Annotated in this window: 21 protein-coding genes and 1 tRNA gene; 13 read left to right on the top strand and 9 right to left on the bottom strand. The window is 65.3% G+C overall.

What is annotated here, in order from left to right; all coding sequences use genetic code 11:
• Positions 1-116: 116 nt before the first annotated feature.
• From DFR52_RS04340 to DFR52_RS04330, 3 genes are all read left to right on the top strand, one after another.
• Positions 117-575 carry a hypothetical protein gene (locus tag DFR52_RS04340; protein WP_110030645.1) on the top strand — a complete coding sequence of 153 codons (459 nt, stop codon included), beginning with the start codon at positions 117-119 and terminating at the stop codon, positions 573-575.
• Positions 568-1545: a sterol desaturase family protein gene (locus DFR52_RS04335; RefSeq protein WP_110030644.1), complete on the top strand. Its 978-nt coding sequence runs from the start codon at positions 568-570 to the stop codon at positions 1543-1545. Before DFR52_RS04340 ends, DFR52_RS04335 begins: the two co-directional genes overlap by 8 nt.
• 266 nt (positions 1546-1811) lie before the next feature.
• The gene (locus DFR52_RS04330; RefSeq protein WP_110030643.1) at positions 1812-3293 is read left to right on the top strand and encodes an MFS transporter; all 1482 of its coding nucleotides are present in this window, start codon (positions 1812-1814) and stop codon (positions 3291-3293) included.
• A 100-nt stretch (positions 3294-3393) separates the two neighbouring features.
• On the opposite strand, the gene trmFO is transcribed toward DFR52_RS04330, so the two are convergent.
• The 5 genes from trmFO to DFR52_RS04305 all read right to left on the bottom strand — a co-directional run bounded on the left by trmFO (position 3394) and on the right by DFR52_RS04305 (position 6569).
• Positions 3394-4824: a methylenetetrahydrofolate--tRNA-(uracil(54)-C(5))-methyltransferase (FADH(2)-oxidizing) TrmFO gene (trmFO, locus tag DFR52_RS04325; protein ID WP_110030642.1), complete on the bottom strand. Its 1431-nt coding sequence runs from the start codon at positions 4822-4824 to the stop codon at positions 3394-3396.
• A gap of 161 nt (positions 4825-4985) precedes the next feature.
• Positions 4986-5129 carry a DUF1127 domain-containing protein gene (locus tag DFR52_RS04320; RefSeq protein WP_110030641.1) on the bottom strand — a complete coding sequence of 48 codons (144 nt, stop codon included), beginning with the start codon at positions 5127-5129 and terminating at the stop codon, positions 4986-4988.
• A 285-nt stretch (positions 5130-5414) separates the two neighbouring features.
• Entirely contained in the window at positions 5415-5561 is a 147-nt protein-coding gene (locus DFR52_RS04315) for a DUF1127 domain-containing protein (protein ID WP_110030640.1), read from the bottom strand.
• Positions 5562-5889: 328 nt separating this feature from the next.
• Positions 5890-6033 carry a DUF1127 domain-containing protein gene (locus tag DFR52_RS04310; RefSeq protein WP_110030639.1) on the bottom strand — a complete coding sequence of 48 codons (144 nt, stop codon included), beginning with the start codon at positions 6031-6033 and terminating at the stop codon, positions 5890-5892.
• A gap of 395 nt (positions 6034-6428) precedes the next feature.
• Positions 6429-6569 carry a DUF1127 domain-containing protein gene (locus tag DFR52_RS04305; protein WP_110031128.1) on the bottom strand — a complete coding sequence of 47 codons (141 nt, stop codon included), beginning with the start codon at positions 6567-6569 and terminating at the stop codon, positions 6429-6431.
• Between the two features lie 323 nt (positions 6570-6892).
• Between DFR52_RS04305 and DFR52_RS04300 the strand changes: the two genes are divergently transcribed.
• A tRNA-Leu gene (locus DFR52_RS04300) sits at positions 6893-6977 on the top strand.
• A gap of 214 nt (positions 6978-7191) precedes the next feature.
• Here the strand turns inward: DFR52_RS04300 and DFR52_RS24155 are convergent.
• Positions 7192-8202 carry a glycosyltransferase family protein gene (locus tag DFR52_RS24155; protein WP_146215533.1) on the bottom strand — a complete coding sequence of 337 codons (1011 nt, stop codon included), beginning with the start codon at positions 8200-8202 and terminating at the stop codon, positions 7192-7194.
• Positions 8203-8799: 597 nt separating this feature from the next.
• On the opposite strand from DFR52_RS24155, the gene tig reads away from it, so the two are divergent.
• Complete coding sequence (gene tig, locus DFR52_RS04290; RefSeq protein ID WP_110031127.1) at positions 8800-10233, top strand: trigger factor; 1434 nt, start codon at positions 8800-8802, stop codon at positions 10231-10233.
• 366 nt (positions 10234-10599) lie between these two features.
• On the opposite strand, the gene DFR52_RS24665 is transcribed toward tig, so the two are convergent.
• Positions 10600-11178, bottom strand: coding sequence for a hypothetical protein (locus tag DFR52_RS24665; protein WP_210205759.1), 579 nt, complete (start codon positions 11176-11178; stop codon positions 10600-10602).
• Between the two features lie 187 nt (positions 11179-11365).
• Here DFR52_RS24665 and hmgA point away from each other — a divergent pair, with 187 nt between their 5' ends.
• The 5 genes from hmgA to DFR52_RS04260 are packed head-to-tail and all read left to right on the top strand — an operon-like array spanning position 11366 to position 16085.
• The gene (hmgA, locus tag DFR52_RS04280; protein WP_110030637.1) at positions 11366-12697 is read left to right on the top strand and encodes a homogentisate 1,2-dioxygenase; all 1332 of its coding nucleotides are present in this window, start codon (positions 11366-11368) and stop codon (positions 12695-12697) included.
• Entirely contained in the window at positions 12694-13575 is an 882-nt protein-coding gene (locus DFR52_RS04275) for an MBL fold metallo-hydrolase (protein WP_110030636.1), read from the top strand. The genes hmgA and DFR52_RS04275 overlap by 4 nt, the downstream gene beginning before the upstream one ends.
• Positions 13572-14582: a fumarylacetoacetate hydrolase family protein gene (locus DFR52_RS04270; protein ID WP_110030635.1), complete on the top strand. Its 1011-nt coding sequence runs from the start codon at positions 13572-13574 to the stop codon at positions 14580-14582. Before DFR52_RS04275 ends, DFR52_RS04270 begins: the two co-directional genes overlap by 4 nt.
• Before the next feature lie 10 nt (positions 14583-14592).
• Positions 14593-15546 (top strand): MBL fold metallo-hydrolase, encoded by a 954-nt coding sequence (locus tag DFR52_RS04265; RefSeq protein WP_110030634.1) that lies wholly within the window; start codon positions 14593-14595, stop codon positions 15544-15546.
• Positions 15547-15548: 2 nt separating this feature from the next.
• Positions 15549-16085 (top strand): DinB family protein, encoded by a 537-nt coding sequence (locus DFR52_RS04260; protein ID WP_110030633.1) that lies wholly within the window; start codon positions 15549-15551, stop codon positions 16083-16085.
• Positions 16086-16137: 52 nt separating this feature from the next.
• Here the strand turns inward: DFR52_RS04260 and DFR52_RS04255 are convergent, their stop codons facing one another.
• Both DFR52_RS04255 and DFR52_RS04250 read right to left on the bottom strand, forming a co-directional pair.
• Complete coding sequence (locus DFR52_RS04255; RefSeq protein WP_110030632.1) at positions 16138-16503, bottom strand: type II toxin-antitoxin system VapC family toxin; 366 nt, start codon at positions 16501-16503, stop codon at positions 16138-16140.
• A gap of 11 nt (positions 16504-16514) precedes the next feature.
• Positions 16515-16772 (bottom strand): type II toxin-antitoxin system Phd/YefM family antitoxin, encoded by a 258-nt coding sequence (locus tag DFR52_RS04250; RefSeq protein WP_158284851.1) that lies wholly within the window; start codon positions 16770-16772, stop codon positions 16515-16517.
• 59 nt (positions 16773-16831) lie between these two features.
• On the opposite strand from DFR52_RS04250, the gene DFR52_RS04245 reads away from it, so the two are divergent.
• The 3 genes from DFR52_RS04245 to maiA are packed head-to-tail and all read left to right on the top strand — an operon-like array spanning position 16832 to position 19270.
• The gene (locus DFR52_RS04245) at positions 16832-18448 is read left to right on the top strand and encodes an FAD-dependent oxidoreductase (RefSeq protein ID WP_110030630.1); all 1617 of its coding nucleotides are present in this window, start codon (positions 16832-16834) and stop codon (positions 18446-18448) included.
• A complete protein-coding gene (locus DFR52_RS04240) occupies positions 18445-18645 on the top strand; it encodes a DUF2783 domain-containing protein (protein WP_110030629.1) in 201 nt (66 codons plus the stop codon). Before DFR52_RS04245 ends, DFR52_RS04240 begins: the two co-directional genes overlap by 4 nt.
• Entirely contained in the window at positions 18638-19270 is a 633-nt protein-coding gene (gene maiA / locus DFR52_RS04235; RefSeq protein ID WP_110030628.1) for a maleylacetoacetate isomerase, read from the top strand. Before DFR52_RS04240 ends, maiA begins: the two co-directional genes overlap by 8 nt.
• Positions 19271-19283: the final 13 nt, after the last annotated feature.

Below are 19283 nucleotides of genomic sequence, written 5' to 3'. Positions count from 1 at the left end.
CCATCCCCATCTGCTGCCGGCGTGCCTCTGCCGCAGCCGCGGCTTGTTTTTCTGACAGCCGCGCGGCATAGTTTGCCGGGATGACGCGGATCAGTCTCGCGTCAAGGGAGAACGGCATGAGTCTGGGCCTGCTGGTGATGGTGGTGGTCCTCGGCATCGGCTTGGTGGTGGCCGCAGTGCACTATTCCGGTGGTTCGCTTGCCCGCGACGACCGGGATCCCGGCACTGCCATTCTCGAGTTCGGCAGGGCCTACCCGACCGAGGCGATCCGTTCGGTGATCCTGACGGAGACCGGCGATGCAGCGTTCCTGCGTTTGGCCGACGGCCGCACCGGTTTCCTGCAGACGATGGGCAAGCACTATGTGGCGCGCATCATCGACCCTGCCTATGTGACGGCCAAGCCCCTCGACCGCGGTCACGGCATGACCATCATGTTCCGCGAATCCACACTCAAGGGTGGCGACTACAGGTTCCGCTCTGCCAAGGACGCGGCCGAAGTGTCGCTCTGGCTGGTGGAGTCCTTTGTCGTGGCCGGACGCGAGGTGGAGGAAAGGGCAGGGCAGGGCAATGGGTGACATCCGGTTTCCCGACGTCACGCAACTGGCGATTCCCTTCTTCGTCGCGGCCATGCTGCTCGAACTGGCGGTCATCCGCTATTTCCGTCGGCGCGGCGACTACGAGACCCGCGACACGCTGACCTCGCTGCTGATGGGAACCGGCAATGTCGTGTCCGGCATCCTGCTCGGCTTCATCGCCTTCGGCGTGCTGATGTGGGCCTGGCAGTTCCGGCTGTTCGACCTTGGCACATCCTGGCCGGTGATCGTGCTCTGCTTCATTCTCGATGACCTGCGCTACTACTGGTATCACCGCATCGCCCATCGCTCGCGCTGGGTCTGGGCCGAGCACGTCACGCATCATTCCTCGCAGCATTACAACCTGTCGACCGCGCTGCGCCAGAGCTGGACGGGGACGCTGACCGGGATGTTCATCCTGCGCATCCCGCTGGCGCTCCTCGGATTCCATCCGCTGCTCCTGGCCTTTGTCGGCGGTCTCAACCTTGTCTATCAGTTCTGGATCCACACCGAGGCGATCGGCCGGATGTGGAAGCCGATCGAGCTGATCTTCAACACGCCGTCTCACCACCGGGTGCACCACGCCACCAACCCGCGCTATCTCGACGCCAATTTCGCCGGGACGCTGATCGTCTGGGACCGCATGTTCGGAACCTTCGTACCCGAGCTCGACGAGGACCTGCCGCGCTACGGCATCGTGCGCAACATCGGCACCTTCAATCCGATTCGTGTCGCCTTCCACGAATGGATCGACATGTTCAAGGACGCGTTCCAGCCCGGGCTGAGCCTGCGCCAGCGCATCGGCTATCTGTTCGCGCCGCCGGGCTGGAGCCATGACGGCTCGCGGCTCAACAGCGCCGAACTGAAGGCCGAATATGTCGGCCTTCACCCCGAGACCGCAGGCACGCCGGGCCTGCCGGCAAGCGGTTCGGCTGTTGCCGCATCCGCACGTGGCCTGACTGCCGCCGAATAGGGCCTGGGCTACGGCCCGGGTACCGGAGATGCGACTGGCAGGCTGCCATCCGCAAGGCGTGGCAAGCGGACCCACGCTGCCCGCCGGCGGCGGGAAGATCCAGATCCCGCAGGCAAGTGAACGATCCGGGGTCCAGTTCCGGAGGGCACTTCCGTGCTTGGGGGAATCGCAATAGACCTGCAGTCCCTGGCCTGCCCCATTGTCGGGTGGCGCCGGCCACCTCCGGCGGGGCACGCCGCCAGACCCCGCAACACCCGAGTCCCGCCATGGCCGATGCCGCCGCCAGCCCGTCTACCTTCTGCACGCCGGAGCAGCGCAAGTTCGTGCTCGCGGCCGCCATTCTGGCCTCGGCGCTCGCCTTCATCGACGGCTCCATCGTCTCGATCGCAACGCCGACGATTCGCAAGAGCCTGGACGCCTCGCTGACCGACGCGCAGTGGATCGCCAACGGTTACACGCTGTCGCTGTCAGCCCTGATGCTGCTCGGGGGCGCGGCCGGCGATCGCTTCGGCCTCAAGCGCGTCTTCTGCGCCGGAATTGCGATGTTCGTCGCCATGTCTCTGCTCTGCGCGCTGGCCTGGAGCCCGTCGAGCCTGATCGGATTCCGCGTGCTGCAGGGCGTCGGCGCCGCCTTCATGATTCCCGGCAGTCTGGCGTTGATCTCCAAGGCCTATCCGAAGGCCGAGCGCGGCCGGGCGATCGGCACCTGGGCCGCGGCCTCGGCGATCACCACCGCCGGCGGGCCGATCATCGGCGGATTCCTGTTGTCACAGGGCTCGGTGGAGATCTGGCGCTTCATCTTCGCCATCAACCTGCCGCTCGGCGGACTGGCGCTGTGGATGCTGATGGCGCGGGTGCCCGTGGACGCCCCCGTGGCGCGCAAGCCGCTGGATGTGCGCGGCGCGGGTCTGGCAATCGTCTTCCTCGGAGCCCTGGCCTGGGCTCTCACGGGTCCGGAGGCCGACGACGGCCTGCCCGACGCCGGTCATCTGGGTCTCTGGCTGTCGGTGGCGGCCTTCGCCCTTTGGGGCTTCATCCATGCGGAGCGCACCGCCGTCGCGCCGATCATGCCGCTCCGGGTGTTTGCAAGCCTGAGTTTCGATGCCGCCAACATCGCCACCTTCAGCCTCTATTTCGGGCTGTCCGCGGTGCTGTTCTTCCTGCCGATGACGCTGATCGGCGGCTGGGGCGTGAGCGAGACCACTGCCGGCATCGTGTTCGTGCCGCTGACCCTGGCGATCGCCAGCCTCTCAGGTCCCGTCGGTGCGCTGGCCGACAGGACCGGCCCGGGGCCGCTGATCGCCGCCGGCTCCGCCCTGGTGGCGACTGCCTATGCGACGCTCGGCGCCTTTTTGTGGCTCAACAATTTCTGGCTGCATGTTCTGCCCTGCATCGTCGTCATGGCGCTGGGGATGGCACTGGTTGTCGCTCCGCTGTCGGCCGCCGTCATGGGCTCGGTGGATGATGCCGACACCGGCACCGCCTCGGGCGTCAACAATGCGGTCAGCCGCGTCGCCGGTCTGGTTGCAGTCGCCGCCATGGGCGGTCTGGCGGCATGGCGTTTCGGGCTGTCTTCGGCACCGGGAGAGTTCGGACTGGCGCTCGATACAGGCGTTGACGCGGCGCACCGGGCCGCCAGCAATGCGGCGATGAGTGCGGTAGCCTATTCGGCGGCCACGATGTCCGGGGTTGCGGCATTTGCCGCCTGGTTCGGAATTCGTTCGCCCGCAGCGCAGGACCAAGGCTGAAACAGCGAAGGTTTGCTTTCGCATGCAACCAGTTGTTCCGGAAACAGCAAAGACCGGAAGGCATTTCCCTCCGGCCGCTGCCGGTGATCTGCGTGCGGTGCTATTCCGCCGCCTGGCTCAGCGGCTCGACGGCCAGCCAATCGGCAAAATCGGCGAGTGCGCGCTGGCTCATGGCCAGCTTGCGGGCAACCGCCTTGTCCTTGCCGCGAAACCTTCCGCCGCCCTCGGGGCGGACGATGGCGCCGGGTTCGAGCGGCGGAAACAGGCCGAAATTGATGTTCATCGGCTGGAACGAGCGCTTGCCCGGCTCGTCGTCGCTGACGATGTGGCCGCCGGTGATGTGGTTGATCAGCGCGCCGAACGCTGTGGTGACCGGCGGTGGCGTGAACGCCTGGCCGAGCCGTTCGGCGGCGGCGAAGCGGCCTGCCATCAGGCCGACTGCGGCGCTCTCGACATAACCCTCGCAGCCGGTGATCTGGCCGGCGAAGCGCAGGCCGGGGCGCGACTTCAGCTGCAGCGTCGGGTCGAGCAGCAGCGGCGAATTGAGATAGGTGTTGCGGTGCAGGCCGCCGAGGCGGGCAAATTCCGCGTTCTCGAGCCCCGGGATCATGCGGATGATGTCGGCCTGCGCGCCGTAGCGCAGCTTGGTCTGGAAGCCGACCATGTTGTAGAGCGTGCCGAGCGCATTGTCCTGGCGCAACTGTACCACGGCATAGGCCTTGATGTCCGGCTGGTGCGCGTTGGTGAGCCCCATCGGCTTCATCGGCCCGTGGCGCAGCGTCTCGCGACCGCGCTCGGCCATCACCTCGATGGGCAGGCAGCCGTCGAAATAGGGCGTGCCCTCCCATTCCTTGAACTCGGTCTTGTCACCTGCGATCAGCGCGTCGACGAAGGCGTCGTACTGGTCCTTGGTCATCGGGCAGTTGATGTAGTCCTTGCCGGTGCCGCCGGGACCGACCTTGTCGTAGCGCGACTGGAACCAGCAGACGTCCATGTCGATGGATTCGGTGTGGATGATCGGCGCGATGGCGTCGAAGAAGGCGAGCGCGTCCTGGCCGGTCTGCGCGGCGATGGCGGCCGCCAGGTCAGGCGCGGTCAGCGGTCCGGTGGCGATGATCGCCTGGTCCCAGTCTTCAGGCGGCAGGCCGGTAATCTCCTCACGCGCAATCGTGATGAGCGGTTCTGCTTCGATCGCCGCGGTCACCGCCTGGCTGAAGCCGTCGCGGTCGACGGCAAGCGCGCTGCCTGCCGGCACCTGATGCTTGTCGGCGCAGGCGATGATCAGCGATCCGGCTAGCCGCATCTCGGCATGGATGACGCCGACGGCGTTCGATGTCGCGTCATCGGAGCGGAAGGAGTTCGAGCATACCAGCTCGGCCAGGCCATCTGTCTTGTGCGCCTCGGTGCCGCGAACCGGGCGCATCTCGTGCAGGATGACGGGGACGCCGCGGCGGGCGAGCTGCCAGGCGGCTTCTGAGCCGGCAAGGCCGCCGCCGATGACATGGACGGGGGAGGTGGTGTTATCGGTCATGGCCGATGCTTTACAACAGAAGCGAACGAACCGGAATTGCTTTCGCCGGTGATCTGACTGAAATTCGCAGGAACCGGAGCGTCTGTCGTGTGTGGCAGAGGGCCTGGAATCAAAACGGCGCCCGATGGGCGCCGTTGCAGACAGTCACGAGGCCGCTCGCCTCAGCGGCGCAGGCCGCGGGCAACCCGATCAATGTCCATGCGGCTCAGGCCGATGTCGTTGAGCGACTCATTGGAGAGGTTGGACAGCTCCATTGCGGTCTGGCGGGTTTTCATCCAGCTGCGTGCGGTGCGAAGAATGTTCATGGTAGGCTCCTCAGTGTGGCGGTTGCCCGTCACATTGGCGGGCCATCATTTCCGTGCACTTGATATAGGCGATTGCCGTGCAAATGAGCAGGTCTGGATTGGCGCAGCTGCCATGCAAGAAATGGGGGACTGGCCGGAAACCAAGGCTGGGGTATAAAATGCCCAAAAAACAAGCTTGGCAAGGCGGTGCGGCTCGACGTGGCTGAACCGGTCCGGCAGACGGTCGCAACAAAACGGCGCCCCGGAGGGCGCCGCCAATCACACTATATCTGACCCGTTCAGGTCTTAACGGCGGCGCATGCCGCGGGCAACCGAGTCGATGTCGAAGCGGTTGAGGCCGATGTCGGCGAGCGTTTCGTTGGAGAGATTGGCAAGCTCGATTGCAGTCTGGCGGTTCTTCATCCAGGTGCGGGCGGCGCGAAGAATGTTCATGGTAGGCTCCTGAGGTGGCGGTTGCCCGTCACATTGGCGGGCCATCAATTCCGTGCCGTCGATATAGGCGTTTGCCTCAGAATTGTGCAGCGCAATAATCGCTGGCCTGCCATGCGTTTTTCGGAGGACTGATCCATCGCGGGTGCAGTTTTCAGAAGTGCAATTAAAATAGGCAGCAATCGTGTCGCCGCGGTGCTCTTTAGCCATGGATCCGCGCGGATACGGGCCCGAGCGGCAGGCCGCATGTGTGGTGCAAACGGAAACGGCGCCCTCTTGCGAGGGCGCCGTTTGATCGGGCGGCAACAGGGTTGCCGCGCGGGTGGTCTGCTTACTGGGCTGCGCGACGCGAGACGAACGGGATGTCGCCGCGGGAGATGCCGAGATCGCTCAGTTCGCGATCGGACATGCGGGAAAGTTCGTTGACGGTCGTGCGGTAAGCGCGCCACTCGTTGTAGGACTTGCGAATGTTCATTGTCGTTCCTTTCAGGCTTTGATCTGGACGGTTCGAACCGCCCGTTTGCATGCTCACAATATAGGTGACGAGGTTTGGATTGTGCAGTGCAATAAATTGCATAATAGCCATGCGGCTCGTGCAGGGCGGATTAACAAAGTGTTGATTTGCAGCCGGTTGCGGCTGCTGCCGGCGGACTCGGCGCTCATTGCGCCGGCCTTCACGCGGATGCGGATCGATTGACGGTGGCACGACTGGCTGGAAGGGGCGGGCGCTGAATCAAATAGCGCCCACCGGGGGAGGAGGATCCGGTGAGCGCCATTTTGCACGACTGGCAACCTGGGAGGAGGAGGTGGCTGCCAGTCACATCGGTACGGCAATGGGAGGAGGATACTGCCGGCCCGAATTCCTAAATCTTAAAGCGCGCGCCTGGCGACGAACGGGATGTCGCCGCGGCTCATGCCGATGTCGCCCAACTCACGCTCGGAAAGCCTGTTGAGCTCCGAGCAGGTTTCGCGATATTTCCGCCAACTGGCGTAGGATGTGATCAGTTTCATCTTTCGCTCCTTGGGGTCTCTGCCGGTTCGCCGCTGCAGCGCTCCGATGACCAACACATAGGTCATACTAATCGATTTGTGCAGTGCAATATCATCATGAGAGCCATGCGAAAAACGCATGCGTGGGCATTTGCCCATTTGGTGGGCTGAAATTTGTCTGCCGAATCAAATCGTTCGCACCGGCACCATTCGCATTTGCTGCCCGCTGCAAAGGGCTGGGGAATGCGGGCGCGGATGGCGCATTTCCCTTTGTGCGGCCCGAGCCCGGTGCTATAGAGGCGCCGCGTCCGGGTTCGCCCGGCGCCACCGGGGCAGCGCCCCATGCGGATGTGGCGGAATTGGTAGACGCACTTGGTTTAGGTCCAAGCGCCGAGAGGCGTGGGGGTTCGAGTCCCTCCATCCGCACCAGCACCGGTCAACCTTGTGCAGCGTTCGCCCACAGCGCCAATCAGGGCCGGGTGGACCGTCAGCGATCACAAGTGCGACGGGGCGTGATCGATCAACACCGCAGCGCAGGCGCCGGCCCGTTGATCTCGAGAGTTTCGGCCGCGCCGGGTGGTCAGGCAGCGGGTCTCTCTCTCTCTCTCTCTCTCTCTCTCTCTCTCTCTCTCTCTCTCTCTCTCTATTTCCGTGGCGCCCGGTACAATTCGCCATGGCGGCCCGCGATGGCGTGCCACCCGCGCGCCGCGATCTCGCCGGCCAGGCGTCGGGAATCGGGCTGTGCGGCAAGCCGGCCGTCCCTGATTCGGTCAAGCAGGTCGAAAGCCTGGTCCGGGCTTTCGGCGGAATGGCTCACGGCTCTCAGCCATGCGGGCGTGATCTGCGTGTGCGTGGTCAACAGGCCCGCCCCGTGCGCAAGGCAGGCGATGGCCGAACCACGCTTGTCGGTCACGCCGTCGGGGAAGGGCAGATACGCCACATCAGCCTCCGCCAGAAGTCTCGAGACGTCGGCCGAGGGCAGGTTCAGGTGCAACGTGACGCCCAGCCCTGCCTCCGCGTCGCGGACAAGCGCGGCGATGTCGGCATGGTCTTCCAGCAGCGCGCCGATCATCGAGATGTCGGCCGGCCAGTCGGCGGCGCGGATCCTGCGCGCCGTCGCGACAAAGTCCTCGATGCCCTTTCCGCGTGCGATCTGCCCGAAATAGACCAGGCGCAGCCGCGATCCGCATGGCACATGCGGGAACAGGGGGACGATATTGTTGCCGATCGGAATCACGCTCAGCCGGTCTTTCGAAAACGGAAACCAGCGCGCAAAGAGATCGCGTTCCTGGTCGCTCGAAAAGATGATCCGCCTGGCGAGCGCCGCGTGCGAAAGGAAGATCAGCTTGCGCGGCAGGCTGAAGAGCCGGAACTCATGCAGGGTGACGAAAACATCGGGCAGCAGCAGCGGCAGCAGAGCCGGCGAGAGCGAGTTGCCCATGTGCAGCGACGGATACTGGACGTGAAAGACCACGTCCTGGCTCCCGGCATATTTGCGGCGGATCCCGAGAATGCTTTGCAGCGACCAGGGCCGAAGATACTCGACGACCGCCTCGACGCCGGTTCCGGCAAAGGCGGCGGCGAGCTGTGCGGTGTAGTTGCCGACACCGCAATGGGATGTCTCGGGCGCCGAGACGAGAAATACGGTCTTCACGCGATCCTCCTGGATTGGCCGGCATGCTACATGCGCGCTGTTAAGAGCCGGTGAAGTTCGGCGGCATCCGCGCCGGTTCGGTCTTCGGGCCGCGCAGCGCCGGCCGGCCACCCCCGCCGCAACCTCGTCGCGGCAGGCTCCCGAGCGGTCATCTCTTCGTCACACGGAGGTCGTGATCTGTTGACGCTCAGGCTTGCCATTTGGCTGAAAATCGCATACTTGCGGGGACGGTCGGCCGGGGTTTCCCCTGCCGCTGGATTGGTTTGCGATGATCCTGTGTCATTTCGTGGACCAGAATGGGACCATATCGCAGAAGACAGAATGCTGCGGGAGCGCGAAACGCAAGCGGAAACAACGACTTGGATTCCAAGTTCGAAAGCGTTTCCTCAGTCCGGCGCGTTCCGGCCGCAGCAGTTCGAAAGTCCGGTTTGGCTGCCGACTGGCACATCCGACAGGGCAAGTTGAGACGGGCCTCCGATCGGGCAACCGATGCGAGAGGCATCACTGTAAATGCCACATGCGGCGCCGGAGGTCCGGCGTTGGCGCCGGGCGGCAACGTTCCGATCGGCGCAATCGCGAGGAAATGAAGGTTTGAACATGCAGGTTACCGAAACGCTTGCCGAAGGGCTGAAGCGCGAACTCAAGGTCGTCATTCCGGTCAAGGACATGGCAGCCGAAATGAATTTGAAGCTGGCTGACGCCAAGGACAAGGTCCGCATCAACGGATTCCGTCCGGGCAAGGTGCCGATGGCGCATCTGAAGAAGGTCTACGGACGTTCGATCATGGCGCAGCTCGTCAACGACATCATCCAGGAGCGTCCGACCGCGATCCTCTCCGAGCGTGGAGAAAAGGCTGCGACGCAGCCGCAGATCGCCATGACCGAGGACGAGGCGCTGGCCGACAAGATCCTCGCCGCCGAAGCCGATTTCGAATTCACCATCAGCTATGAAGTCATTCCGAGCTTCGACATCATGGATCTCTCCGAGATCAGTGTCGTGCGCGAAGTGGTCGACGTGCCTGCCGAGGAAGTCGACGAGCAGGTGCTTCGCGTCGCCGAGGGCAGCCGCACCTACGAGACCAAGAAGGGCAAGGCCGCCGACGGCGACCGCGTCACCATCGATTATCTCGGCAAGGTCGACGGCGAGGCCTTCGAAGGCGGCGCTGACCAGGACGCCGAACTGGTCATCGGCTCCAACCGCTTCATCCCCGGTTTCGAAGAGCAGCTCATCGGCCTGAAGGCCGGCGACGAGAAGGTCATCACGGTGACGTTCCCGGCCGCCTACCAGGCTGCCCATCTCGCCGGCAAGGAAGCCACCTTCGACATCACCGTCAAGGAAGTGGCAGCGCCCGGCAAGGTCGAGATCAACGACGAACTGGCCAAGTCGCTCAACCTCGAATCGGCTGACAAGCTGCGCGAAGTCGTCCGTTCGCAGATCGAAAGCCAGTACGGCCAGGTCACGCGGCAGAAGCTGAAGCGTCAGATCCTCGACCAGCTCGACGCGGCGCACAAGTTCGACAGCCCGTCGACCCTGGTCGACGCAGAGTTCGAAAACATCTGGCGCCAGATCAACACCGAGCTGTCGGATTCGGGCAAGACCTTCGAGGACGAGGACACCACGGAAGAAGCCGCGCGCGAGGAATACCGCACGCTGGCAGAACGCCGCGTCCGCCTCGGCCTGGTTCTGTCGCAGATCGGCGAAAAGGCCGGCATCCAGGTCTCCGACGACGAACTGCAGCGCTCGTTGTTCGAACAGGTTCGCCGCTTCCCGGGCCAGGAACGGGAGATCTACGAATATTTCCAGAAGACGCCCGGCGCCGTGGCTTCGCTGCGCGCCCCGATCTTCGAGGAAAAGACCGTCGATCACATGCTCGGCCTGATCAAAGTCACCGACAAGACGGTGTCGAAGGAAGAGCTGATGGCTGACGACGAGGCCGAAGGCTCCGACAAGGCCGAGAAGCCGGCCAAGAAGAAGGCCGCGCCGAAGAAGAAGGCCGCCAAGAAGGACGAAGCCGAGGGCGCAGCCGAGTAACCGGTTCCGCTTCGAATGCTCCGAGGCCCCGCCAGACCGGCGGGGCCTCTTGCGTTTGGGGTTGGCGCTTTCCGCATTTCCCCTGCGATCCCTGAGGGCGAGGAAGCAATTTCAGCGCCTCGACGCGGTTGAAAGCCGGAAAATGCGGGTCCGGAGGGTGCCTGCCTCCAATCCCTCACCAAAAAAATCTGCGACTTGGCCCTGACGGTCCGAGACCGCGATTTCGCAGCCTCTCCGGCGAGTGAGACGCGGGCGGGCGGCGCTCGCCCGACCCGACCGACCCGGATCCGGCAATGGCTAATCCGCCGACCTCGGGGAGGCGCCCGCGGTCGCGTCAGGCCGGGGCGGATGGGTCTGCGGAAAAAACTAGCGCAGGACCTCGACCGTGACATAGGTGCCGCGGCCATTGCGGCCGTAGATCTCGACATAGACGCGGGCGCGGCCACTCATCAGCGCACGGGCGGTGGACTGGTCGATGTCGCCGTTCTGCAGCAGCGATTCCATCGCCGCGCGGTTGTCGGCGCTGCCGAAGAACGGATCGTCCTCGTCGCCGGGCTGGCTGATGCCGTAGCGGTGAAAATTGGCGCGGTCCTGGCGCAGCACCTGCCAGGGCGCGGTCAGGCGCTTGCCGGACGAATTGTAGAGATCGTCCTCGCCGATGACGGCGGAATAGGCGCCGATGATCTCGTCGTTGTCGTCGGCCGGATTGCCGGACTGCTGCTCGTAGAACTCGCGGTCCATCTCGATCTGGCGCTGGACGTCGCCGGCGCATTCCTCGGGCAGCATCTGCCAGCTCTCCTCGGCGTCGAAGCAGGGGCCGAGATCCTCGCCCTGGCAGATGCTGGAGGCGATCTCGAGGCACCGATCGCTCTGCGCGAGCGCCGGCGCCGGGGCAAGGGCGAAGAGCGTCAACGCGAGGATGGCGGGCATGGATCTGATGGACATGGAAGGTCCTGAGGCTGGAGGATGGCTGCGGTATCGTAGGAGGCGAAGGAGATGGTGGCAAGGGACGCAACCCTCCGTATCCGCTGCGACCGGAATGCTCACCGCACCCCTTGATGGTTACAAATGCAACTGGTTTGATGCTGCCATGATGTGATGCGGCTTTTGTCAGCCGCCGGGAGGATTTGCCATGACGATTGCCAACGCGCTCGCCTACATGCCGGGCTTCGGCAACGATTTCGAGACCGAGAGCCTGCCCGGCGCCCTACCGCAGGGGCAGAACTCGCCGCAGCGATGCGCCTACGGGCTTTATGCCGAGCAGCTTTCGGGATCGCCCTTCACCGCGCCGCGCGGCGCCAACGAGCGTTCCTGGCTCTACCGGATCCGGCCGTCGGTCCGGCACACCGGCGACTTCCGGCCGCATGACCGGCCATTGTGGAAGACGGCGCCGCATGTCGAGCCGGGTGTGCTGTCGCTGGGCCAGCGGCGCTGGGACCCCGCGCCCTGGCCGGAGGAGCCGACCGATTTCCTCTCCGGCATGCGGACGATGACCACCACCGGCGACGCCGCGACCCAGGTCGGCATGGCGACCCATGTCTACATGCTCTCGGCCGACATGGTGGACGATTATTTCTTCAACGCCGACGCCGAGCTGATGATCGTGCCGCAGGAGGGAAGCCTCATGATCTTCACCGAGCTCGGCTGCATCGAGCTGTCGCCGCTGGAAATCGCCATCCTGCCGCGCGGCATGATCTTCCAGGTGGCGCGGGCCGAAGGCACGGAGCGGGCGCGCGGGTATGTCTGCGAAAACTACGGCGCTAAGTTCACGCTGCCCGAGCGCGGCCCGATCGGCGCCAATTGTCTCGCCAATCCGCGCGACTTCAAGACCCCGGTGGCGGCCTTTGAGGACAAGGAGACGCCCTGCCGCATCCATGTCAAATGGTGCGGCGGCTTCTATGTGACCGATGTCGGCCAGTCGCCGCTCGACGTGGTCGCCTGGCACGGCAACTTCGCCCCCTACAAATATGATTTACGTACCTTTTCGCCGGTCGGCGCCATCGGCTTCGACCATCCAGACCCGTCGATCTTCACGGTGCTGACGGCGCCGTCGGGCGAGGCGGGAACGGCCAATATCGACTTCGTCATCTTTCCGCCGCGCTGGATGGTGGCCGAGCATTCCTTCCGCCCGCCCTGGTACCATCGCAACATCATGAGCGAGTTCATGGGGCTGATCGCCGGACGCTACGACGCCAAGGAGGAAGGCTTCGTGCCCGGCGGCATCTCGCTGCACAACATGATGATGCCGCACGGGCCGGATGCGAGTGCGTTCGAAAAGGCCTCGACGGTGGAACTGAAACCGGTCAAGCTGTCCGACACGATGGCTTTCATGTTCGAGACCCGATTCCCGCAGATGCTCACGGGCTACGCGGCGGGGCTCACAACATTGCAGCCAGGCTACGTTCGATGCTGGGATGGACTCGAACGCAGATTCGACGGCACGCCGGAGGGACGCTGGGAGTGAGCAATCGACTGGTCCTGTTGGGCACCAAGGGCGGACCGGCCATCCGCCCGGGAGGCCCTTCGCCGACTTCAACGCTGCTGGAATTGGGCGGCCGGCGCATCGTGATCGATTGCGGGCTCGGGGTGACGCGCGCGCTGGTCGAGGCCGGAATGGCGCTGCCGATGCTCGACATGATCATCATCACCCATCTGCATTCCGATCACGTGCTTGAATTCGGGCCGCTGATCCACACCGCGTGGACCTCGGGGCTGAAGCAGCCCGTGACGGTGTTCGGACCGGTGGGTACCCGCTCCCTCTGGGACGGCTTCCTCGCATCGCTCGCCTATGACATCGACATCCGGATCTCCGACGAGGGCCGCCCCGACATTCGCCAGATGGTGGAGATCAGCGAATTCGGCGAGGGCGTTTTGCTCGATGATGCAACACTGCGGATCGAGGCGCTCAGGGTCGAGCATCCGCCGGTCACCGAGTGCTACGCGCTGAAATTCACCGGTGATGGACAGGTGGTGGCGATGTCGGCGGACACGGCATTCTTCCCGCCGCTCGCGGACTTTGCCCGCGGCGCCGACATACTTCTCCACGAGGCGATGCATCCGGCCGGCGTCGACCGGCTGGTGGCGCGTACCGGCAATGGCGCGCGGCTGAAGCGGCACCTCATCGACAGCCACACCATGGCCGCCGATGTCGGCCGCATCGCCATGATGGCCGGTGTCGGGCATCTGGTGCTCAACCATCTGGTCCCCGCCGACGACACCGAGATTACCGCCGCCCACTGGACAGAGGAGGTGCGGACGACATGGTCCGGGCCGCTGACGGTTGGGTCCGACGGACATGAGATTTCCCTGGCTTCGGCCGCTCACAGAAGGATTGCGCCATGAAACTTGCCACCCTCCGCGACGGCAGCCGCGACGGCCGACTGGTCGTCGTCTCGCGCGATCTCACCCGCGCCAGCGGCGTGCCGCACATCGCCCGGTCGCTGCAGGCAGCACTGGACGACTGGGCGCATGTGGCGCCGAGGCTCGCGGACGTGGCGTCGATGCTGGAAGCCGGCGCCGAGCCCGCCGAGCGCTTCCACGAGCGCGATACGCTCTCGCCGCTGCCGCGCGCCTACCAGTGGGCCGACGGCTCGGCCTATGTGAACCATGTCGAACTGGTGCGGAAGGCCCGCAACGCCGAGATGCCGCCGAGCTTCTGGGAAGACCCGCTGATCTATCAGGGAGGCTCGGACTCGTTTCTCGCGCCGCGCGGCGCCATCAGGGTGGCCGATCTCGCCCATGGCGCCGATTTCGAGGGCGAGGTGGCGGTCATCGTTGGCGACGTGGCGATGGGCGCCGACCTCGACGCCTGCCGCGATGCGATCAAGCTGGTGATGCTGGTCAACGACGTGTCGCTCAGGGGCCTGATCCCGGGCGAACTCGCCAAGGGTTTCGGCTTCTTCCAGTCCAAGCCGTCTTCGGCCTTTTCGCCGGTCGCCGTCTCGCCGGACGAGCTGGGCGAGGCCTGGGACGGCGGCAAGCTCTCGCTGCCGCTCTCAATCGATCTCAACGGACAGCCGTTCGGCCGCGCCGATGCCGGCACCGACATGACCTTCGACTTTCCGCGGCTGATCCAGCACGCGGCGCGCACCCGGCCGCTGATCGCCGGCAGCATCATCGGATCGGGAACGGTGTCGAACAAGGGCGCCGACGGCGGCCCCGGCAAGCCGGTCAGCGAGGGTGGCGCGGGCTATTCCTGTATCGCCGAACTCAGGATGATCGAGACCATCGACGGCGGCGGACCGAAGACGCCGTTCCTGAAATACGGCGACACGGTGCGCATCGCCATGAAGGATGCCGACGGCCGGACCATCTTCGGGGCGATCGAGCAGGTGGTGGAACAGGCGTGAGGACCATCGCATGAGCAAGGCCTTCGCATCCGCTGGCGACATGGCGGAAAAGCCGGTCACCTTCTCCGAGATCGGCCGCGACATCTGGGCGTTTACCGCCGAGGGCGATCCCAATTCAGGGGTGATCATCGGCGACGACAGCGTCATGGTGATCGAAGCGCAGGCGACGCCGCGGCTGGCGAACAAGGTGATCAAGAAGGTGCGCTCGGTCACCGACAAGCCGATCAGCCATCTGGTGCTCACCCACTACCACGCCGTGCGCGTGCTCGGCGCCTCGGCCTATGGCGCGGGGCAGGTGATCATGAGCGAGACCGCGCGCGCCATGGTGGCCGAGCGCGGCCAGGAGGACTGGGATTCCGAGTTCGGTCGCTTTCCGCGGCTGTTCGAGGGGCACGAGAGCATTCCCGGCCTGACCTGGCCGACCACCACCTTCCGTGACCGGATGACGGTGTATCTCGGCAAGCGCCGGGTCGATCTGATGTTTCTCGGCCGGGCGCACACGGCCGGCGACATCGCCGCCTTCGTGCCCGACGCCAACGTGATGTTCACCGGCGACATCGTCGAGGACCACTCGGCCTGCTATTGCGGCGACGGTCACTTCCACGACTGGCCGGGTACGCTCGAGAAGATCCGCGGCTTCGACCTCGACGCGGTGGCGCCGGGCCGCGGCGGGGCGCTCGCCGGCCGCGACAAGGTCAACGCGGCGCTCGCTTCGACCGCCGACTTCGTCCGCTCGACCTACCGGCCGGTGGCCCGGGTGGCTGGCCGCGGCGGCTCGCTCAAGCAGGCGTGGGACGCCTGCCGGGCGGAATGCGACCCAAAATTCTCGGGCTACGCCATCTACGAGCACTGCCTGCCGTTCAACGTGGCGCGCGCCTATGACGAGGCGCTCGGCATCGACACGCCGCGGATCTGGACGGCGGAGCGCGACCGGCAGATGTGGCAGGACCTGCAGGGAGGCTAGCAATGGACCCCTATCTCGGCCTGGCATTGAACAATGGTTATGCCAATGCGACGCTGTACGCGGCGATCGAGGGCATGTCGCGGGAGGCGTTCACCGCGCCGCGGCCGGGATTCTTCGGCTCGCTGGCGGCGACGCTGAACCACATCCACGAGGTCGATCTCTACTATATCGACGCAGTGGAAGAGGGCGGGCTCGGCCACAAGGTGTTCGCCCGCGACCGGGAGACCGATCCTGTGGCGCTGGCCCAGGCGGTGGCGCGCGCGGACGACAGGCTGGTGGCCGTCTGCCGCAGCCTGGACGCCGAACGGCTCTCGCGCAGAGTGGCGATCGAGATCGAGGGCGGTTTCATCCATGAGACAGTCGGCGACATCCTGCTGCATCTGTTCCAGCACCAGATCCACCATCGCGGCCAGGCGCATGTGCAGGTGCAGGACGCCGGCATTGCGCCGCCGCAGCTCGATGATTTCTTCCTCGAACACTACCGGACGCCGATCGCCACCCGTTTCGCGGCCCGGCTCCACGGTGGCGGGGCGGAGTAGGGCGGTGGCGGAGACCCGAAGATGGGCGCGTCGTAGCGCCTGCCACCTCGGCTCAGGCGAAGGCGACATCGTAGGCGCGAAGCTGGCGGTCCGTCGACATCAGTCGAAGACCGTCGAGTCGAGTCTGTGCGATAAGCATGCGGTCGAAGGGATCTGTGTGATGGGTCGGCAGGGAGGCCGCCTCCACCGCGTGAGCGGGTGTAATGATCAGAAACCGGTGACCGACCTCTGCAGCCTGGTTCCAGATTTCCTCCGGGATGGGCAGCTTTCCAGCGCGCTTCTTGATTTCGATCTCCCAGACCGTTGCCGCGCTGATCCAGGTAACGCCGTCACCTCTAAGCATTGGCCTATACCGGCTCGGCAGGCGTCGATTGTCGTAGAGCGACCATATCAAGACATGACTGTCGAGCAGATACATTGGCGGTCGCGTCACGTCAGTGTTTCAAAGCCGGTGGGGATCTCGTCCCAGTTGTCCGGCAACGAGAATTGCCCCTCGAATGCACCCACCTTCGGCCGCCTCGGCTTCTCGGGCGGCGCCTCGCCGCTGATGCGGGCATATGGCTTGCCGTTGCGGGTGAGGTGGATGTCTTCGCCCTTGGCGGCGCGGGCGAGCAGTTCTGACAGCCGGGCCCTGGCCTCGGTGACCGAATATGTGACGGGTTTGGCGGACTTGGCATGTTCGTTCATGGCAAACATCCTTCGTGACCTCAATTTAAGCGAGAAGCCGGTCTTCAGCAAGGCGAGCCATGCCGCGGTATGAGCACCGGCCCTTCGACTGCCGGCCGGCGCCGGAGCTGAGCGGGGCGGCACCCGGGCGCTACTCTGTCGTCATCGTCGGCGCCGGGCCGGTCGGGCTGGCGCTGGCCATCGATCTCGCGCTGCACGGAGTGACCTCGGTGGTGCTCGACGACAACAATGTGGTTTCGGTGGGCAGCCGGGCGATCTGCTGGGCAAAACGCACGCTGGAAATCTTCGACCGGCTCGGCGTCGGCGCAACGATGGCGAAAAAGGGAGTGACCTGGCAGGTAGGCCGGCTCTATCACCGCGACGAGGAGATCTGGTCGTTCGACCTCTTGCCCGAGCCCGGCCACCGCATGCCGGCCTTCGTCAATCTGCAGCAATATCATGTCGAAGCGATGCTGGTGGAGCGGGCGCAGCAGTTTCCCGAGCTGATCGACCTGCGCTTCAAGTCGAAGGTCACTGCGGTCGATCAGCTCAAGGATGGTGCGCGGGTGACGGTGGAGACACCGGATGGCGGCTATCCCATGGAAACCGATTGGCTGGTCGCCTGCGATGGGGCGCGATCCTTCGTGCGCGGCGCGCTGGGGCTCGAATTCTCAGGCCAGACATTCGAGGAGAAATTCCTCATCTGCGACATCGAGATGGAAGACAGCCCGTTCGGCGCGGGGCCGGCAGAGCGCCGCTTCTGGTTCGAGCCGAGCTTCCATGACGGCCAGTCGGTGCTCTTGCACAAGCAGCCTGACAACATCTACCGGATCGACCTGCAACTGGGGCGGGACGCCGATGTCGAGTTCGAGAAGCGCGAGGAGAATGTGCTGCCGCGCATCCGCCGCATTGTCGGCGATCGGCCGTTCTCGATCGACTGGATGAGCATCTATCGTTTCACCTGCGCGCGGCTTGAGCGCTTCGTCCGTGGCCGCGTGATCTTCTGCGGCGATAGCGCTCATGTTGTCTCGCCCTTTGGCGCCCGCGGCGGCAATGGCGGCATCCAGGATGCCGACAATCTGGGCTGGAAGCTTGCGGCGGTGATCAAGGGCGAGGCGCCGGCCGGCCCGATCGAGAGCTACAATGACGAGCGCGTGCACGCCAGCGACGAGAACATCGGGCATTCCACCCGCGCCACCAATTTCATGACGCCGAAATCGCCGGTGGAGACCATGTTCCGCGACGAGGTGCTGCACCTGGCGCGAGACCATGCGTTTGCGCGCAAACTGATCAATTCGGGGCGGCTGTCGCTGCCCTGTGCGCTGGCCGGCTCATCGTTGGTGACGCCGAACCCGGACGCGCCCCTGCAGCCCGGATCGGCCGCGCCCGATGCGCCGATCCGGAGTGCGGACGGCGAGGGCTGGCTGCTCCACCGGCTCGGGGGCGAATTCATGGTGCTGAGCGTCGGCCCCGCGCCGGATCTCGCGGACTGCGGCGTGCCCCACCTGGTCGTCGCGCCGGGGTCCGGCTTCGAGGATCCCACAGGGCTTGTGGCCACGCGCTACGGCACGGGCTGGACCTATCTCGTCCGGCCCGACCAGCATGTGGCAGCCGCCTTCGACCGGCCGGATGCCGCAACGGTGCGGGTGGCCCTGTCGCGGGCGCGCGGACAGTCGGCAGAGGAGAGAGTCGCATGATCGACATCGGCACTGACCGGCTGGGGCCGGCTGGCGACCTGTTCTATGACCGGCTGATCCGGGCGCATGCCGGCCTTGACCCGGAGGCCAGCCAGCGGCTCAACATGCGGCTGGTGCTGCTGATGGCCAATGCCATCGGTGACGCGAGGATTCTCGAAGCGGTGCTCGACGCCGCGAAAGGCAGCTCCGATGACTGATGTGGTGTTGTACGACTACTGGCGCTCCTCTGCCAGCTATCGCGTGCGGATCGCGCTGAACATGGCCGGCATCGGCTACCGCAGCGTCGCTGTCGATCTGGTGGCCGGCGAGCAGCGCTCGGAACCGCATCTCGACCGCAACCCGCAGGGCTATGTGCCGGCACTCGAGATCGACGGGCTGCTGCTCACCCAGTCGCTGGCCATCGTCGACTATATCGACGAGACCCGCGGCTGCGGCTTCCTGCCGGAAGATCCGGCCGGCCGGGCGCGGACAAGGGCACTGGCCCATGTCATCGCCATGGACATCCACCCGGTCTGCAACAGCAATGTGGTCGCCCGCGTGGCCGAGCTCACCGGCGGCGGCGACGCCGCGAAGGTCGAGTGGATGCGGGATTTCATCCGCAAGGGACTGGTGGCCTTCGAGAGGCTGCTCGACCATCCCGCCACGGGGCGTTTCTGCCACGGCGACCGACCGGGGGTCGCGGATTTCTGCCTGGTGCCGCAGCTCTACAATGCCGAGCGATGGGGCGCACAGATCGCCGACCTGGGGCGCATCCATGCCATCCGCATCGAATGCGACAGGCTGCAGGCCTTCATCCGGGCGCATCCCGACGCGGCAAGATGAGGGGCCGCTGCGC

It is taken from the genome of Hoeflea marina, assembly GCF_003182275.1.
GTDB lineage: Bacteria > Pseudomonadota > Alphaproteobacteria > Rhizobiales > Rhizobiaceae > Hoeflea > Hoeflea marina.
The sequence above is the reverse complement of the archived record's forward strand: the minus strand, read 5'-3'. Positions and strand labels throughout refer to the sequence as shown.

What these genes read in the sequence shown, in the direction of transcription:
- DFR52_RS24665 (WP_210205759.1), bottom strand. Translation starts at nt 11,178, where the DNA reads ATGTCCATCAGATCCATGCCCGCCATCCTCGCGTTGACGCTCTTCGCC.
- DFR52_RS04250 (WP_158284851.1), bottom strand. Translation starts at nt 16,772, where the DNA reads ATGAACGAACATGCCAAGTCCGCCAAACCCGTCACATATTCGGTCACC.
- maiA (WP_110030628.1), top strand. Translation starts at nt 18,638, where the DNA reads ATGACTGATGTGGTGTTGTACGACTACTGGCGCTCCTCTGCCAGCTAT.
- DFR52_RS04315 (WP_110030640.1), bottom strand. Translation starts at nt 5,561, where the DNA reads ATGAACATTCTTCGCGCCGCCCGCACCTGGATGAAGAACCGCCAGACT.
- trmFO (WP_110030642.1), bottom strand. Translation starts at nt 4,824, where the DNA reads ATGACCGATAACACCACCTCCCCCGTCCATGTCATCGGCGGCGGCCTT.
- DFR52_RS04305 (WP_110031128.1), bottom strand. Translation starts at nt 6,569, where the DNA reads ATGAAACTGATCACATCCTACGCCAGTTGGCGGAAATATCGCGAAACC.
- DFR52_RS04320 (WP_110030641.1), bottom strand. Translation starts at nt 5,129, where the DNA reads ATGAACATTCTTCGCACCGCACGCAGCTGGATGAAAACCCGCCAGACC.
- DFR52_RS04255 (WP_110030632.1), bottom strand. Translation starts at nt 16,503, where the DNA reads ATGTATCTGCTCGACAGTCATGTCTTGATATGGTCGCTCTACGACAAT.
- DFR52_RS04340 (WP_110030645.1), top strand. Translation starts at nt 117, where the DNA reads ATGAGTCTGGGCCTGCTGGTGATGGTGGTGGTCCTCGGCATCGGCTTG.
- DFR52_RS04265 (WP_110030634.1), top strand. Translation starts at nt 14,593, where the DNA reads ATGAGCAAGGCCTTCGCATCCGCTGGCGACATGGCGGAAAAGCCGGTC.
- hmgA (WP_110030637.1), top strand. Translation starts at nt 11,366, where the DNA reads ATGACGATTGCCAACGCGCTCGCCTACATGCCGGGCTTCGGCAACGAT.
- DFR52_RS04245 (WP_110030630.1), top strand. Translation starts at nt 16,832, where the DNA reads ATGCCGCGGTATGAGCACCGGCCCTTCGACTGCCGGCCGGCGCCGGAG.
- DFR52_RS04330 (WP_110030643.1), top strand. Translation starts at nt 1,812, where the DNA reads ATGGCCGATGCCGCCGCCAGCCCGTCTACCTTCTGCACGCCGGAGCAG.
- DFR52_RS04310 (WP_110030639.1), bottom strand. Translation starts at nt 6,033, where the DNA reads ATGAACATTCGCAAGTCCTACAACGAGTGGCGCGCTTACCGCACGACC.
- DFR52_RS04270 (WP_110030635.1), top strand. Translation starts at nt 13,572, where the DNA reads ATGAAACTTGCCACCCTCCGCGACGGCAGCCGCGACGGCCGACTGGTC.
- DFR52_RS04260 (WP_110030633.1), top strand. Translation starts at nt 15,549, where the DNA reads ATGGACCCCTATCTCGGCCTGGCATTGAACAATGGTTATGCCAATGCG.
- DFR52_RS04335 (WP_110030644.1), top strand. Translation starts at nt 568, where the DNA reads ATGGGTGACATCCGGTTTCCCGACGTCACGCAACTGGCGATTCCCTTC.
- DFR52_RS04240 (WP_110030629.1), top strand. Translation starts at nt 18,445, where the DNA reads ATGATCGACATCGGCACTGACCGGCTGGGGCCGGCTGGCGACCTGTTC.
- tig (WP_110031127.1), top strand. Translation starts at nt 8,800, where the DNA reads ATGCAGGTTACCGAAACGCTTGCCGAAGGGCTGAAGCGCGAACTCAAG.